Source organism: Metabacillus dongyingensis (genome assembly GCF_019933155.2).
Lineage (GTDB): Bacteria > Bacillota > Bacilli > Bacillales > Bacillaceae > Bacillus_P > Bacillus_P dongyingensis.
Genome location: NZ_CP082944.1, coordinates 1715024 through 1730782, shown reverse-complemented (window position 1 = coordinate 1730782; position 15759 = coordinate 1715024). Strand labels below are relative to the sequence as shown.

The 15759-nt window shown below is 41.0% G+C and carries 13 protein-coding genes; 3 read left to right on the top strand and 10 right to left on the bottom strand.

Going from position 1 to position 15759, the window contains the following annotated elements:
* Nucleotides 1–42 precede the first annotated feature (42 nt).
* From K8L98_RS08525 to K8L98_RS08490, 8 genes are all read right to left on the bottom strand, one after another.
* Nucleotides 43–1962 carry a glycoside hydrolase family 3 protein gene (locus K8L98_RS08525; RefSeq protein WP_223441242.1) on the bottom strand — a complete coding sequence of 640 codons (1920 nt, stop codon included), beginning with the start codon at nt 1960–1962 and terminating at the stop codon, nt 43–45.
* An 18-nt stretch (nt 1963–1980) separates the two neighbouring features.
* Nucleotides 1981–3339, bottom strand: a complete 1359-nt coding sequence (gene pbp4b / locus K8L98_RS08520) for a penicillin binding protein PBP4B (RefSeq protein ID WP_223441238.1) — start codon at nt 3337–3339, stop codon at nt 1981–1983.
* 33 nt (nt 3340–3372) lie between these two features.
* Nucleotides 3373–4383 carry a MupG family TIM beta-alpha barrel fold protein gene (locus tag K8L98_RS08515; RefSeq protein WP_223441235.1) on the bottom strand — a complete coding sequence of 337 codons (1011 nt, stop codon included), beginning with the start codon at nt 4381–4383 and terminating at the stop codon, nt 3373–3375.
* Nucleotides 4380–5750 carry a PTS transporter subunit EIIC gene (locus tag K8L98_RS08510; protein ID WP_223441232.1) on the bottom strand — a complete coding sequence of 457 codons (1371 nt, stop codon included), beginning with the start codon at nt 5748–5750 and terminating at the stop codon, nt 4380–4382. Before K8L98_RS08510 ends, K8L98_RS08515 begins: the two co-directional genes overlap by 4 nt.
* A 23-nt stretch (nt 5751–5773) precedes the next feature.
* Entirely contained in the window at nt 5774–6631 is an 858-nt protein-coding gene (locus tag K8L98_RS08505) for a MurR/RpiR family transcriptional regulator (protein ID WP_223441228.1), read from the bottom strand.
* A 12-nt stretch (nt 6632–6643) separates the two neighbouring features.
* Nucleotides 6644–7552, bottom strand: coding sequence for an N-acetylmuramic acid 6-phosphate etherase (murQ, locus tag K8L98_RS08500; protein ID WP_223441224.1), 909 nt, complete (start codon nt 7550–7552; stop codon nt 6644–6646).
* 408 nt (nt 7553–7960) lie between these two features.
* On the bottom strand, nt 7961–8650 hold the full coding sequence (locus K8L98_RS08495; RefSeq protein WP_223441222.1) for a vWA domain-containing protein: 690 nt from the start codon (nt 8648–8650) through the stop codon (nt 7961–7963).
* 25 nt (nt 8651–8675) lie between these two features.
* The gene (locus K8L98_RS08490) at nt 8676–9254 is read right to left on the bottom strand and encodes a TerD family protein (RefSeq protein WP_223441220.1); all 579 of its coding nucleotides are present in this window, start codon (nt 9252–9254) and stop codon (nt 8676–8678) included.
* A gap of 185 nt (nt 9255–9439) precedes the next feature.
* Between K8L98_RS08490 and aldA the strand changes: the two genes are divergently transcribed.
* Entirely contained in the window at nt 9440–10888 is a 1449-nt protein-coding gene (gene aldA, locus K8L98_RS08485) for an aldehyde dehydrogenase (RefSeq protein WP_223441218.1), read from the top strand.
* Nucleotides 10889–11081: 193 nt separating this feature from the next.
* On the opposite strand, the gene K8L98_RS08480 is transcribed toward aldA, so the two are convergent.
* On the bottom strand, nt 11082–11903 hold the full coding sequence (locus K8L98_RS08480; protein WP_223441215.1) for an aminoglycoside adenylyltransferase domain-containing protein: 822 nt from the start codon (nt 11901–11903) through the stop codon (nt 11082–11084).
* A 168-nt stretch (nt 11904–12071) separates the two neighbouring features.
* On the opposite strand from K8L98_RS08480, the gene mraY reads away from it, so the two are divergent.
* A complete protein-coding gene (gene mraY, locus K8L98_RS08475; protein ID WP_223441213.1) occupies nt 12072–13028 on the top strand; it encodes a phospho-N-acetylmuramoyl-pentapeptide-transferase in 957 nt (318 codons plus the stop codon).
* A 961-nt stretch (nt 13029–13989) separates the two neighbouring features.
* Here the strand turns inward: mraY and K8L98_RS08470 are convergent.
* Nucleotides 13990–14199 carry a YjcZ family sporulation protein gene (locus tag K8L98_RS08470; protein ID WP_223441209.1) on the bottom strand — a complete coding sequence of 70 codons (210 nt, stop codon included), beginning with the start codon at nt 14197–14199 and terminating at the stop codon, nt 13990–13992.
* A gap of 581 nt (nt 14200–14780) precedes the next feature.
* Here K8L98_RS08470 and K8L98_RS08465 point away from each other — a divergent pair.
* Nucleotides 14781–15722 (top strand): S8 family peptidase, encoded by a 942-nt coding sequence (locus tag K8L98_RS08465; RefSeq protein WP_223441206.1) that lies wholly within the window; start codon nt 14781–14783, stop codon nt 15720–15722.
* Nucleotides 15723–15759 lie beyond the last annotated feature (37 nt).

Sequence of the window (15759 nt, the reverse complement as noted above, 5' to 3'; positions counted from 1 at the left end):
ACAAGAATTCGTTTCAATGAAACCTCTCCCTTTCAAATCGGATTATTTAAGCTGCTTGCCTGAACGAATATCGAGTCCATGGCCAAACGGATAAAGAATTTCATCTGGTTGAGTAACGGATGGAATATCTACAGGCAATTTACCTTTTGGCTTTGATTCGCCAAAGATCGTTTTAATGCCCGCCGGAATATTCGGCTGTCTGTAAGCTCCATTTGAATAGCCTTTAAATCCATAAACCGCAAGCACAGCTTTAGCTTCTTCAAAATTCGCTGCATCATAAGGGTTGCGCAAACTCATTAATACAAATTCTTTTTTCTTGGCTTCTGCATCTTTCATAACCGCTCTCGGGAAAGCCGTTGCCCATTTACTGGAGTCCTGAACACTGTCATCGATTACGCCATCATTTACAGCAGGATCATTTTTAACAACATAAGAGCCGGTAATTACATAGTCCGCTTCATCAATCATCGCAGCTACTTCATCATTAAATGATTTATTTGAGAAGGCATAGCCTGTCACTTCAACATTTTTCTTCTTGCCCTTTAATTCTTTTATGCTTCTTGTCATCGCTTCTACTTGATCAGCAAAAGGAGCGAGCACAAGGATTTTATCATTTTTCTTTGGTTTGAAAGGAAGGGTTTTGTCTTCATTTTTCAAAAGAGTTACAGCATCCTCCGCCATTTTCTTTTCTTTATTCAAATGATCCTGATTTCCAACAACGTTCAGAGCATTTTCAACTTTTTCGTCGATCGGCGTGTGATCAGGAGTTAAAATACCGCGTTTGACTTTAAGTTCAAGGATTCTCTCAACTGAAGCATTTACCTGTTCAATCGGAAGGTCACCTGTTTCAATGGCCTCTTTTACTGCGTTAAATACAGAGGCTAAATTCTTTTCCATTTCAAGCGAGTTGACCTGTGCAGGCATTAACGCAATATCCACACCTGATTTTAAAGCTAAAACAACGGCTTCTTCCTGGCCAAAGTTGTCAGCGATAGCTTTCATGTTCAGCGCATCTGTGACGATGACACCTTCAAAGCCCATTTCCTCGCGGAGCAAGCCTGTCAGCACTTTTTTGGAAAGAGTGGCTGGAACCAAAATTTCCTGGCCGTCTTTTTTGCTGATATACGTTGTATCATCAAATGCAGGGAATTGTACGTGGGCTGTCATGACCATATCCACGCCTTCATCAATCGCTTTCTGGAAAGGCACAAGTTCCACAGAACGCAATCTTTCCTTGTCATGTGTAACTAGCGGAAGACCGTAATGGCTGTCAGTAGCCGTATCGCCATGTCCCGGGAAATGCTTTGTTGTTGCAGCCATGTTTTGGCTTTGGAGTCCTTTAATGGTTTGGATACCTAGCTTAGAAACAAGCTCAGGGTTTGAGCTGTATGAGCGTACTCCGATTACAGGATTTCCAGGGTTGTTGTTTACATCTACAGATGGACCGAAGTTTACATTGACGCCAAGTGACGATAATTCTTTTCCAATGATTTCGCCAGTCTGATAGGCATACTTTTCACTTCTTGCTGCACCGAGAGCCATATTGCCGGGCAGGTTCGTTCCGGTTTGAAGGCGTGTTACGATTCCGCCTTCTTGATCAATGGTAATAAAAAGCGGAAGTTCAGGGCTCGCTTTTTGCAGACCATCTGTCAAGCGGGCTGTTTGCTCCGTTCCCACGACGTTTTCAGCAAATAGAATGACGCCGCCTAAATGATATTTCTGAATGATGCTTCCTACTTCATCATTCATAACTGTAAAGCCAGCAGCTTTACTTTCCCCTTGTTTTTGCCAGTTGCGGAAATCCGGCATAAGCATTTGACCCACTTTTTCTTCAACCGTCATACCTTCAACAATGGCTTTTACATCTGCTTCAGCTGACGCTTCAGCAGGTTTGATGCCGGCTAAAGCGGAAACTGAAAGCACTGCAGCCAAAGCGGCTGCTGCCCATTTCTTTTTAAACATGTTCCCATCCCCTTTTTATTAATTAGATTCTAAAGCTTCGTAAACAGCTGTTACAACACTTCCATAACTTCCTGTTGTGAAAAGATCTCCGAAAAATTGATTGGAGTTAGCAGCAGGATTCACGAGCGGCGAATGCTTTTTATTCGTGAGCAGGACGATTCCCAAATCCTGTTCAGGGTCAATAATTGTCACAGTACCTGTCCATCCTGTATGTCCGTAAGCACTGTTGCTTGCATATTTGCTGAACATCCAGTCCATGCTGTCATTGCCGTTTAATCTCCAGCCGAGACCATAAGTCGCATTCTTTTCAGATGGGGCAACGAATTCTTCAATCGTTTCTTCATCAAACAATTTTTCATTTCCGTAGCCGCCGCCGTTCAGCATCACCTGCAGAAGAACAGCGAGATCACTGGTTGTAGAGAATAAGCCTGCATGACCGGAAACACCCTCCATTGAATAGAACGCTTTTTCATCATGCACTTCCCCTTGAAGCGTATAAGTGCGGATGTTCGGGAAATTAATCACACCGTCACGCGTGTTGCCTAATAGCTCAGTAGCCGCAATCTCCTTAGGCTTGAAGCCTTTTTGCAGCGGATTAAACACCGTATCTTTTAAATTAAGCGGCTTGTACAATTCGTTTTCTACATATTCATCAAGCTTTTGGCCTGTAATTTTTTCCACAATGGTTCCAAGCAGCATATAGTCAACGTCACTGTAGACATTTTGTGTCCCAGGCTCATATGTAAGCGGAGTTTTATTGATGTTTTCAATCGTTTTTTCTCGTTCCTGGGAATAAAGCTCTTTCGACACATTAGGATTGTGGTACTGCGGGTCTGGTTTGAAACCGGCAGTGTGGTGAAGCACATCAATGATCCGCATCGTATCTTTCCCTTTAATCACATCTGCTTCTGAGTCTTTAAATTCAGGTATGTACTCCTGAACTCTTGCATGTATATCAAGCTTTCCCTCACTCGCAAGCTTCTGAAGGGCAAAATTTGCCGCATACATTTTCGTATTGGACGCAAGATCAAACAGGGTGTCGTTTTCCATTTTCAAAAACTTCTTAAGCGGTGTATGTCCGTCAAATTTCTGTTTATAGCCATAGCTCTCATTTTTCACAATTTTCCCGTCTTTTATGACAATCAGTGCCGCTCCCGGAAACCCTGCAGCTACTTCTTTTTCAATCAGCTGATCGACTTTTTCAAGCTTCTCAGAGGAAAATCCGACTTCCTCCGGCTTTTTTGCCTTTGTTAATACAGGATACTGAACATGTGCTTGAGGCGACGCTTTTTCATTTGGCTCTGCAAAAGAAGCAGAAGGTGCAAGTAATGAGATGGCCAGAACAGAAGTTAGTGCACAGCTTGTCCATTTTTTCATTATGTTTCCCCTTTGAAATCGTATTTTAATACCTTATGAAACAACCAGTTTCACTTTTTGACCTGGCATTGCCAGATCAAGCAGCGGCAAATCCTCTGAAGAAACGTGTCCAATGACATTCACCCGTTCGTCTGCCTCCAAATCCCGCCGGCAAATTTGAATTTCACCCTTGTAACGCCCGTAGCCGTCATTATCCATCGTAATCATACCTATTTGACGTCCGATGGTATTCTCGGGCACTACCTCTGAAGTTCTGCGTGTACCCTGAAGGCGGAATACATCTCTTGAAGCATCAGGTCGAAATTGATACGTTCCGCTTTTAAAAGTACTGGAAATAACATTCATTATAAGAATATTCTGATTTTCGTAGATGGAAAGATTTTCGAGCAGCTCATCTTCTGTGCCCGGATCCCCTATGAATACTTCATCCACTTGCTGCAGCATTTCTACGCCGGCTGCATAAGGGTTTATGCCCCTGTGCTTTTCAAGTGTAGGCAGGCCGTCAAAAAGCGGTCCGCGTTTTGTTTCTGTACCCGGAATAAATGCCGCAATTGGGATGCCGTATTTTTTGAACATCTGATTTTGCTTATGAAAAAATACTTCGTCAAGCCCCGTTTCACGCCTTGGATAAAAATTGTGCCAGGCAATGAGACGGTCTGATTTTATTCCGCTGCCAAGGACAGTCAGAAGCTCCTTTTCGGTTAGCGTGCTTGCATTAAGAGAGAGAGAAAACACGTCTGATAAAGATTTGATTGTTTCATAGTTAAACCCGTCATCAAGCCGGATTCCTTTAATTCCATACGATGATAAATCCTCGAATCTGCTGATTTCAAGGTGATCTAGCGTCTTTAAAGAAACATCTGCATGAATCTCCATATTATGGCTCTCTGCTAGCTTTAGAAGCTCAGACATCCTCTGAACGAGACTGCCTTTTTCTTCAGGGATGTGAAGCGAGGTAAACGCCCGCTTCACTCCTGATTTTGCTGCATGAACAATTTGTTTTTCTGCATTTGGATCCTGTAGATAAAATGAAATGCCTATCACTTGAATTCAGCTGCCATTTCATCTTTAAAGCCGAATAGGTAAGTGAAAATAAATCCAGCTGCATAAGAGATTAATAGACCAGCAAGGTAAAGAATAATTTGATTCGTGTGAACTAAGAATGTAAGCGGAAGGCCTGATACGCCAACTGCGATTGTTGCGATATCAAAATGAGCCTGGAATGCTCCCCCTACACCTGCGCCTAAACATGCTGTTAAAAACGGACGGCCAAGCGGAAGGGTCACACCAAAGATTAACGGTTCGCCGATTCCGAGCATTCCTGAAGGAAGCCCGCCGCCGATTGCACGTTTTAAGCTTTTCTTTTTCGTTTTAAAGTAGATGGCAAATGCTGCGCCGACTTGACCCGCTCCGCCCATAGCAAGGATTGGAAGCAATGGATCATCACCAATAGAGTTAATCAGCTCAAGGTGCACTGGTGTTAACCCTTGATGAAGTCCGGTTACAACTAACGGAAGGAACGTTGCGCCAAGAACAAATCCGGCAACAACTCCGCCAAGATCCAGCACATTGAGTAAGCCTTTTGTAATCGTATCAGATACAAATCCGCCGACTGGCATGAATACAATGTAAGTGACGATACCAGTGATTAATAATGCAATAGTAGGTGTAATGATGATGTCAAGGGATTGCGGCACAAATTTTCTTACTTGTTTTTCAACTAAAGCGATGAAGATGGCTGCGAATAAAACCCCTATTAACCCTCCGCGTCCAGGAAGCAGGTTTTCACCAAATAAAGCAATGTCGCCTACAGCAGGGTTGATGACGAGAATTCCGGCCAGTGCTCCAAGCGCTGGGGAACCGCCAAATTCTTTAGCTGCGTTCGTTCCTACTAAAATACCAAGGTAAGCAAACAGCCCAGATCCGATAACGGTTAGAATAATAGCTAATTGTGAATCTGCTGCAAGCCAGCCTGCCTGAACAATCGCTTTTGTAATCCCTGTAATCAAACCTGAAGCTACAAGGGCAGGAATCAGCGGAATGAAGATGCTTGCGATTCTTCTCAAAAAGAGTTTAAAGGGTTTTGCATTCTTTTTATCAATCTCTGATTTGTTTTTGGAAGCTGCATCTTTCAGGTCAAAATCATCAGCAGCTGCAAGCAGTTTTTCAAACTCTGCTGAAACTTTATTTACAGCACCCGGTCCAAGGATGATTTGGATCGTTTCTTCTTCTACAACACCCAGAACCCCTTCTGTTTTCTTGATGGCTTCCATGTTGACCTTTGAACGGTCCTGCGGCGCGACACGAAGTCTTGTCATGCAATGCGTGGTGGTCGCAATGTTAGCCGCTCCGCCAAGATGCTCCAATAGTTTTTCTGCAATCAATAAGTTTCTGTTATTCCCCTTTGCCATCTTAAAGCCCCCTTTAAAAGTGCCTATTTATATTTTTCTGTCATTGATTTGATGGCCGCTCTAGTATTATCTATATATTGAACGGTCTCATCGTACTGCTCTGTAGCCATTCCGAGAAACAAAATGTCGATCATATAAAGCTGTGCCAGCCTGGATGAAGTCGCTGCGCTCCTGAACGGCGCTTCATTAGAAAAAGAAGTGTGAAGCGAAACATCGCACAGGGACGATACGGTCGTCTGCCCAAAGTGAGTAAGCCCGATCGTTTTGACGCCGCGCTCTTTTGCAAGCTTCAGCACGTTGATGATTTCCTGTGTCTCGCCAGAAAAAGAGATGGCGAACAGGACATCTTCCGGATCTGCATTGGCAATCAGGGTTGCAACCAGATGCATGTCTGTAAAAGCCGTTGCTCCTTTATTTATGCGGATCAGTTTTTGCTGAGCATCCTGCGCCACAATATTTGAAGCGCCTACCCCGCAAAAATGAACGTTTTTAGCTTTCAGCAGCATGCCGATAGCTTTCTTCAAATTTTCATGATCGATAATTTCCGCTGTATCACGGATAATCTGAATCGTGTTGCCGGTTGTTTTTTCAACCACTCTGTAAAGGGATTCGGAAGGTTCAATATCACGGTATCCCTGTTCAACAGATTTCATCAGATCACCGGCAATTCTCATTTTCAGATCCTGGAACCCTTTTAAGCCAAGTGATTTGCAGAGCCTGACGACTGCTGCCCCGCTTGTCTCCGCAGACGTGCTTAATTCACTTACTGTGCTGTTCACTACTTCATGCGGATGCTGCAGAATGTAATCTGCAAGTTTTTGCTCTGACTGCGGCAGCTTGTTAAGCATGGTTTGAATGATTGATAATCCGCCTGTTGCCATAGTGCCCGCTCCTTATGATGTATGGAGTGAGATGGCTTTTCGTACATCCCCATCCGCACGATTTAATAGATTTATTGCTTCTTCTACTGAGGTGTTTGCTTTAATCATGACAATCGCTGGTTTGACTTTAAGCTCTGCTTTTTCAAGTGTTTCTTTTGCAAGGTCATATCCAGCGTCCGTCACCGTTTGGATGATGCTGATCGCTCTCTCCTTCAGCTTGTGGTTGCTGACATTCACATCGACCATTAGATTTTCGTAGACTTTGCCGATCTTAATCATCGCTGCTGTTGAAATCATGTTGAGCACCATTTTATGAGCCGTTGCCGCTTTCATCCTGGTTGATCCGGTGACCACTTCAGGACCTACGACAACCTCAATGCCAATATCGGCAGCTTCAGAAATTTTAGCATCCTTATTGCAAGAGAGCGCGATTGCTTTTGCACCTGTCTCTTTAGCATAACGAAGGGCTCCGATCACATAAGGTGTCCGGCCGCTTGCAGCAATTCCAACTACAGTATCATCATCGGACAGATCAATAGCCTTCAAATCAGCTACACCGAATTCTTCTTTATCTTCTGCTCCTTCGACAGCACGGACGAATGCTTTCTCTCCGCCTGCAATCAAGCCGATAACTGTATCAGGTGAAGTGCTGAACGTCGGCGGGCACTCCACCGCATCAAGGACTCCAAGTCTTCCGCTCGTCCCTGCACCGATGTAAATCAATCTTCCTCCCTTCTTTAACGATTCATATGCACATTCAACAGCTGCCCTAATTTCAGGCAAAACCTCCTGCACAGCAATCGCCACTTTCAAATCTTCGTTGTTCATCATTGAAAGAATTTCGAGTGTATTTGCGCTGTCAATATTCATAGTTTGTTCATTTCTCAATTCTGTCGTTAATGAACGCAGTTGTTTTTCCATAAACGGGTGATGCCTCCTAATAATAAAGATTCTCAATTTTCAGTATATTATATCTTAAACATAATTTCAATTTAATCTTTATTTTCTTGAAATTATGTTTCAGATTATACGCTAATGATAGCGCTTTTATGACTAAACAGCAAGAAGAAATGATTTGAATTCGTGAATAAAAACAGAGTTTACAGGTTTCACAATCAGGCATTACGACAAAATAACAAACAGAAATCATGGATAACAATAAGGATTTTTACACTCATCCCCAATTAATAGCTGATATTAGCAGTCAAATAGATTTATTTTTACATTTAATTGAATTGAAATTAGCTGAAATTTAGGTTTCACTGTTCGAGACCCAATCTTGCTTTCCTCCATCTGCCCCTCAGGCAACATAAAAAAACAGCCTGGGATTCACGTCCCAGACTGTATTTCCTCCAATAATACTCTCTTCTCTTTCGCTTCTCTAATCCAATCCGGAAATTCGTTCAGCAAGCGATCGTACAGCTGCTCATCTGTTATCGCATCGATGTCCTGAACATGAAAGAAATTGGCGTTATCAATAAATCTGCCTTCCATTGTATCCAGGTTTTCCAGCACATCGAAATTTGAATTTCCTACACCGACAAATTGCCAGAATATCGGTTTGTCAGAAGATGATACTACCGGCTTTTTGATCGTTCGCTTGCAGCCTCCGTCGTTAATAAACACTATAAAAGCTGGATCTTTACTTGGATCTTCTTTTAAATATTTGTTCATGACGTCGTACATGACAGGCGGTTCATCGTTGCGGCCGAATTTATGTATAGTGTCACTGTTTAAAATCTGCAGGTTGACGTAGTTTTCAAAATCTCTTTCTGTCACAGAAGGCAGTCTTGAAAACTCATTATCGTATACCCACACATCCAGCATGCCGTCATCATCGAACTGACTGGCCACAGCCAGGATGCGTTCTACCACTTTTTGAACAGTTCCATTTTTATAGAGGCTTCTCATAGATCCTGAGATATCAAGTACTAGTCCTACCCGTGCGACAACTCCGGTAAGTTTCTTTTTTTCAAGTACGATTCCTGCGGTTTTTTTCATTAAGTTGATCGAGCTCACTTCTAACAGTCCCCTTTATCGAATCTTAAACGTCTAATCCGTAATTTTTGCAAAGTGCAGCAAGGCCGCCTGAAAAGCCGCTGCCGATTGCGTTGAATTTCCAGTCTTGACCATGCTTGTATAATTCACAGACAACTACTGCTGTTTCAACTGAAAAATCTTCACCCAAATCATAACGGAGCACTTCTTCAGAGTTATCGGCATTTACAACACGAACAAATGCATTGGAAACTTGGCCAAAGTTTTGATGGCGGCCATCCGCATCATGAATCGTTACAGTAATCCCTATTTTTTCTACATGGTCCGGCAGCAGTGAGAAGTCAATGGTCATTTGCTCATCATCGCCATCCCCTTCTCCCGTTCGGTTATCTCCAGTATGTTCAACAGCGCCATTTGGACTTTTTAAGTTGTTGTAAAAAACAAATTCTAAATCGTTCTGAACCTTGCCGCTTCCATCAGCCAGAAAAGCAGAAGCATCCAGATCAAAATCCTTCCCGCCTGAATACTTATTCGTATCCCAGCCAAGACCGATAATGACTTTCGTAAGGCCCGGGTTTGTTTTTGTCAGATCAATACGCTGTCCTTTTGATAAAGAAATTGACATGATATCACCTCGTTAAATATTTTCCAAAAAAGGAAGTCTGCTTCTATTGTACTACGAAACTTGTCCAAAAAAGTTTCAAAAGAAAAGATTGTCCGATTTTTTAGAACAGATAGAAATTGGCCTTGATGTTTGAGGCTCAATAGAGAGTGGAAAACGTTCAGTACAATCTTAAAAGGAGGCTCACTATGCAGCAGCATAAATTGTACATTAACGGTGAATATATAGACTCTGCTTCTGAGGACACAATCGATGTAATCAACCCTGCAACAGAACATGTGATATCCAGAATACCCGCAGGAACAGAAGAGGATGCAAACAAAGCCATTGAAGCGGCCTATGAAGCGCAGAAAAAATGGGAAAAAGTCTCATCTGCAGAAAGAGGTAAAATAGTCCGCGAGCTTGGCGATAAGCTGAAAGAAAGACGAGAAACGTTCATTGAATTGCTCAGCGAGGAACAAGGCAAGCCATATGAGCAAGCAAGCGGAGAAGTTGATACCGCAATCGACTACTTCTATTATATGTCCGAATGGGCACGGCGGATTGAGGGAGAAATTATACCGAGTGACCGTCCGAATGAAAACATCCTGATGTTCAGAAAGCCAATCGGAGTCGCAGCTGGAATTGTCCCATGGAACTTCCCTGTGTTTATTTTGGCAAGAAAAGTGGCTACAGCGCTGATTACCGGCTGTTCAATCGTCTTAAAACCGAGTCAGCAAACGCCAAATACTGCAGCTGAATTCACTAAGATTGTTGATGAAATGAATGACATTCCTGCAGGCGTCTATAATTTCATTACCGGAAAAGGATCAACCATCGGAACGGTGATGGCAGCTCATCCAAAGGTCAGCATCATTACAATGACAGGCAATGTGAAAGCCGGAACGAAAGTAATGGAAGCTGCGGCTAAAAACATGACAAAAGTCAATCTTGAGCTTGGCGGTAAAGCGCCGGCTATTGTAACTAAAAATGCTAATCTAGATACAGCTGTAAAATGCATAAAAACATCACGCATCACAAATTCCGGACAGGCCTGCACAAATGCTGAGAGAGTATACGTCCACGAAGATATCGCAATAGAATTCATTGAAAAAATGACTCAGTCAATGAAAGAAACGAAGCTTGGCATGCCTAATGATAAAGATGCTGAAATGGGCCCGCTCGTTAGTCAGGACCGTTTGGATATTGTTCATGAAATGGTGCAGAATGCCGTTCAAAACGGAGCGAAAGTCTTAACTGGCGGCAAGAGAGCCGAGATGAGCAGCGGTTTCTTCTACGAACCAACTGTTATAACAAATGTACAGCAGGATTCAGAAATCATCCAGGACGAAATTTTCGGACCTGTTCTTCCAATCCTTACTTTTAAAACACTCGATGAAGCGATTGAACTCGCTAACGATTCAGATTATGGACTATCCTCTTCCATCTATACTGACAACGTGCATGAAGCAATGAGAGCAGCCAATGAACTGAAATTCGGCGAAACCTTCATCAACCGTGAAAATTTCGAGGCCATTCAAGGCTATCACGCAGGTCTCCGCAAATCAGGACTCGGCGGAGCGGACGGTAAACATGGAATCGAAGACTTTACTGTAACACACGCAGTGTATATGCAGTATGACGATGAAAAGCAATAATGGGAAAGCGTTCAGACAAATATCTGAACGCTCTTTAAAAAAAGGCCGGTCAATTTATAAGGACCTAAATTGTAAAAAGCCTTAATAATAAAAGAAGAGCACATATTAGTCATGTATAATATGTGCCTTCTTTTATTCAATTAAAGCGCCCTTTTCTTGAATAAACTTTTACATAGTAATAAGTAGTTCTCTATTAACCCTGATTTTTATACATAATATTACAATAATTAAGAATGTAGTTCATACATAGTATCATGTCATTAACCCGTTGCTTCTTAGAATCACAATAACGTAAGCTTAAACCTTCTCGAATACTTATCGCTTCTTTAATAATGTTATGCCATCTTTCTGGCATATAATTGATTGCAAATTTACCCGCATCAACTTTTGAAATGACTTCATGTTCTCTAAGCGTATAGAATTGGCGCAACATTCCAGTAATAGACCATTGTAATTCCCATTCCACAATTTTGTTTGGCAATAGATGTGCTATTCTTCTGAATTTTTTATTTCTATTCATTCGTTTTAACCAATAGGTGTTCATATTATTGAGTACGTAGGCAGCCAAAACACTTTCATCAACATCAAAGTGAAATGAGTTTATCTCGGGACCAATGACGTTTATTCCCTTGTCTTTCAGAATCCACCAAGTAATCGGATTAGTAACATGATTACCCCAATCTACCTTTCCATCGTTTGCATATAACCGTTTTTTTGTTTCAGCTTTCATATTGCCCATGTCCTCCCACAGAAGGTAGCATCCGTCCAATACTGTCTTTTTGTACTTATCTTCTAATTCTTGATGGATTTTAGATAATATTTTTATCTCTGCTACAGTCAAAAGACGGTTTATTATGGCAACGAAATCAATATCGCTAGTGCCATTAATAAAAGCGTTAAGGGCGATAGAACCGTGTAAATATAAGCCTTCAAGAGTATTGGGAATCCGCTCATGAAATAAGGAAATATATTCATGTAGAATGTTTTGAACTGGTATGGGGACTCTTGAATCCATAAAATCACTCCTTTTCTAAAACTCAATCAATCGTATACAACGATAAATAATTACTTTTACCGCTTCCTATGAAGGTAACCCAAAATATTGGATTGTATGGGATAGAGGAAATGAATGAGTTTTATAGAACTTATTATAGATAGTAAAGAGAAAAGGAGTAAATGAGAATTGAGAGATCAAATAATCCCAGCGTTAATTGCTTTTGTAGCTGTTTCAATTTTATCTCCACTATTAATTACTGTTTTGAGAAAACTTAGGCTCATTCAACCGATAAGAAAAGAACTTCCTTCAGATCATCAGTTAAAAAATGGCACTCCGTTAATGTTTGGAATTATTCTTTTTGTAGGAATTATAGTATCAATTCTTTTTTCACCTACTCCATTAATGTATTTCTTGTCAATTACCTACATTCTTTTTAGTTTTGTTGGCTTTTTGGATGATTTTTGGAAAGCTTCTCGTCAAGATCCAGGAGGGGTATCTGGTAAGACCAAACTTATTTTTCAATTTATTTTTACTGGTACTTTGCTTTTTTACGTGATCAACGAACTAGGCGTAGACACCAGCATTGCTATTAATAAAAATATTACCTTGGATCTCCCAATGGTGTTATATGTCATTGTCATCACCTTATTTGTCGTAGGTTCTGCAAATGCCATAAATTTCACGGATGGATTAGACGGTCTTTTAGGAGTTGTTGCAATCCCTACATACTTTTTCTTTTTTATGGTTTCAGAAAGATCAGAGGTGCAAATTTTTTGTTTAATTATGATTGGATGTTTACTCGGCTTTCTCATTTATAATATATATCCAGCCAAAGCTTTTATGGGAGATACGGGATCACTAGCTATAGGGGGATCGCTTTCATTTCTTGCTGTTCTTGAGAAAGTTGAAATTTTAATTCCCATTTTGTTCTTTATATATTTTGCTGAACAACTTTCGGTTATTTTACAAGTTTCGTCATTTAAACTTACTCATAAGCGTATTTTCAAAATGACACCAATTCACTATCACTTTGGCTTAAAATATGGGTGGTCCGAAACTACAATTGTCACAGTTTTTGGGTTCATTTCTTGGTTTTGTGCTTTTATCTGTTTATTTTATTGGAAATTTCTTCTAAACCCATAAATAAGGTAACCAGGCAATGCACAATGCAGAAAAGAAATACCAAGGTCGAATATCTGCCACCGCATAAATTGATGTACTAATCAATTCTCCGATAATTAAATAAACGGTGATGATCTCCATTTTGTCATCGAACTCTTTTTTAATATTATAAAAAGGTGCACTTGTGAGGGTACTACATTTTGGCATAATATTAAGATTTTTTATGTTAAAACGATCTTCGACTTGAAGATCGTTTTAAGTATGTCACGACTCCGGCTGTTCTGATGGAGGCTGCATCCTGATTCACATATCTTGCAATGTATGCCAAATGAAGACGGCCGGCAAATAATTATCCTCATTTTTAAACGTAAACCTGCCGATAAAAATCTGCATTTTGCTAATTGAAACCCCATTTATGCAAATTGAAAAGGCAATTTTGCGAATTGAAACAGGATTTCCGCGAATTGGCTGCTTGAGATCTTGAGTGAGAACCCATTTACTATTTTTTATTGATCGATTTCTTTTATAAATGGCCAAAGGCAGCTGGCAAAAGGCAATTAAAAAGGTATGGCGGCAGATTCAGTTACGATCACACCCCAGATTCAGGGTAGAGCCTGTTTTACTTTCCAAAACCCGACAATTACCTGCCGAAATAGTTCTTTTACTGCCGGAATCAATCAATACTTTCCTTTTTAGTATTTTACTATCTTTTCTCCATCTCCCTCCTAAGTCGAATGCACTGCCTCCTATTTTTATAAGAAAAAAACGCAGGAATCTATGTTCCTGCTCAAGATACTCATCATTTTGTTTTATAAAAAAATCTTGAAACCAAAATACCAACAAAATACAGGGCTTTTCTTCTTATAACTTTCATTACGTAAACTACATTGCGATCCATCAAGACGGCTTTTTTTGCTTAACTAATGAATAAAAACTCCAGTATGAGTACTGGAGTTTTTGAAGGCGGATGCCCGTGATTAGGTCAGCGACAGAAAGTACATGCGCCAATAATGATTAGTAAAATAAACAACACTACTATAATCGCGAAATCATGACATCCATGACGGTGATCTCTATATTCACAAACTGGAGCTGCGTATCCATAAGCAGGAGCTACATATCCGTGAGAAAAAGCAGGTGAGTGAGGAATATTCTCTCCAAGAGTAAATGGTGCGTTTACGTTATTATACATTTTCACATCTTCCCTTCGTTTGTAAAGCCCTGTGATTATCCATTTCATAAAGCTTTGATAAAGTATATGTTCTACGGTCCTTATGGGAAGCTTATTCGCAGCCTAAATTACGATCCGCTAACCACCGATAATCTCTGGTTATGGTAACAATACGAGGTTGAGTACCTTTTGGACGTCCAAGAGGCACTCAACCTCGTTCATTGCCGATAAGAATGATTATTAAATTAGATTTGTATGGAGTATTCATGTAATACACAGTAACGAGGCGCTTTAATCTTTGAATTTCATAAATCCGATACCTTCTTTTCTACAACACTACGATTAAACACAGTCTATTTCTTCACCTTTTCTCCGAGTCAGCTCGGCTCTAAGTTCACTTACTTCTTGCTGCAATTGCATCATTTTTGTTTCCATTTCATCTATTTTTTTCTGAATTCATAAGCCACCACTTCTATCTTCTTAAGTTACATTATATGGAAATTTCACGAAACTGAATAGTTCTCTTGAATTTCGCATTCTTTAGCATTGATCCTCACTTTTTATCATATACCTTAATCATTACAAATAAAGGAGACGGTAAAGTGAAAGGACAAGTTAAACTGCTTCCCCATAAATACGGACCTATCGTGAAAAATGTAAAAACAAATTCTGAAGGAGTGGAAATGATTCGTGCTCCAAAGCTCTGGGAACAGGGGATAAGAGGGAAAGGAATTACAATAGCTGTGTTAGATACAGGCTGTGATGTGAATCATCCTGACCTGCGCGCAAATATTGCCGGCGGGCGAAATTTCACGACGGACGATAATGGAAATCCTGACAGTCTTACTGACTATCACGGCCATGGCACGCACGTATCGGGCACCATTGCGGCGGCGAGGTATGTGGGAGTTGCGCCTCAGGCAAAAATTCTTGTTGTAAAAGTGCTTGCCGGAGACTCCGGAAGCGGAGAATATGCTTGGATTACAAACGGCATCTTGTATGCGATTGAACAAAAAGTTGATGTGATTTCCATGTCGCTTGGAGGTCCTTCAGATCATTCTGAAATGCGAAAGGCTATCAAAAAGGCGGTTTCCAAACAAATCGCAGTTGTTTGCGCTGCTGGCAACGAAGGCGATGATGACAGCAGAACATCTGAGTTTTCTTATCCCGGTTCCTACAATGAGGTCATCTCGGTAGGATCAGTAGGCTTCGGGAAAATTTCCTCGCCATTCTCAAACTCTAATAATGAAGTTGATCTTGTAGCGCCTGGAGAAAAAATCGTCTCGACTATTCCCGGAGGTGAATATGCAGCATTCACCGGAACCTCTATGTCAACACCACATGCGGCAGGCGCGATTGCCTTAATCAAACAGCTTGAACAAAAGGAATTTAACCGAAAATTTACGGAAGCAGAAGTATATGCGCAATTGATCAAGCGGACAATTCCGCACGGCAATCCTAAAACGCAGGAAGGCAATGGTCTGCTATACTTGACTGCTCCGGACCTGCTGAGGGAAAGTGTAGCCGAGAACAAGCTAATATGAAGAATAAAGAAAAAGCCATCACCTGTTAAATAGTGAT

What these genes read in the sequence shown, in the direction of transcription:
- K8L98_RS08525 (WP_223441242.1), bottom strand. Translation starts at nt 1,962, where the DNA reads ATGTTTAAAAAGAAATGGGCAGCAGCCGCTTTGGCTGCAGTGCTTTCA.
- pbp4b (WP_223441238.1), bottom strand. Translation starts at nt 3,339, where the DNA reads ATGAAAAAATGGACAAGCTGTGCACTAACTTCTGTTCTGGCCATCTCA.
- K8L98_RS08510 (WP_223441232.1), bottom strand. Translation starts at nt 5,750, where the DNA reads ATGGCAAAGGGGAATAACAGAAACTTATTGATTGCAGAAAAACTATTG.
- K8L98_RS08505 (WP_223441228.1), bottom strand. Translation starts at nt 6,631, where the DNA reads ATGGCAACAGGCGGATTATCAATCATTCAAACCATGCTTAACAAGCTG.
- murQ (WP_223441224.1), bottom strand. Translation starts at nt 7,552, where the DNA reads ATGGAAAAACAACTGCGTTCATTAACGACAGAATTGAGAAATGAACAA.
- K8L98_RS08490 (WP_223441220.1), bottom strand. Translation starts at nt 9,254, where the DNA reads ATGTCAATTTCTTTATCAAAAGGACAGCGTATTGATCTGACAAAAACA.
- aldA (WP_223441218.1), top strand. Translation starts at nt 9,440, where the DNA reads ATGCAGCAGCATAAATTGTACATTAACGGTGAATATATAGACTCTGCT.
- K8L98_RS08480 (WP_223441215.1), bottom strand. Translation starts at nt 11,903, where the DNA reads ATGGATTCAAGAGTCCCCATACCAGTTCAAAACATTCTACATGAATAT.
- K8L98_RS08470 (WP_223441209.1), bottom strand. Translation starts at nt 14,199, where the DNA reads ATGTATAATAACGTAAACGCACCATTTACTCTTGGAGAGAATATTCCT.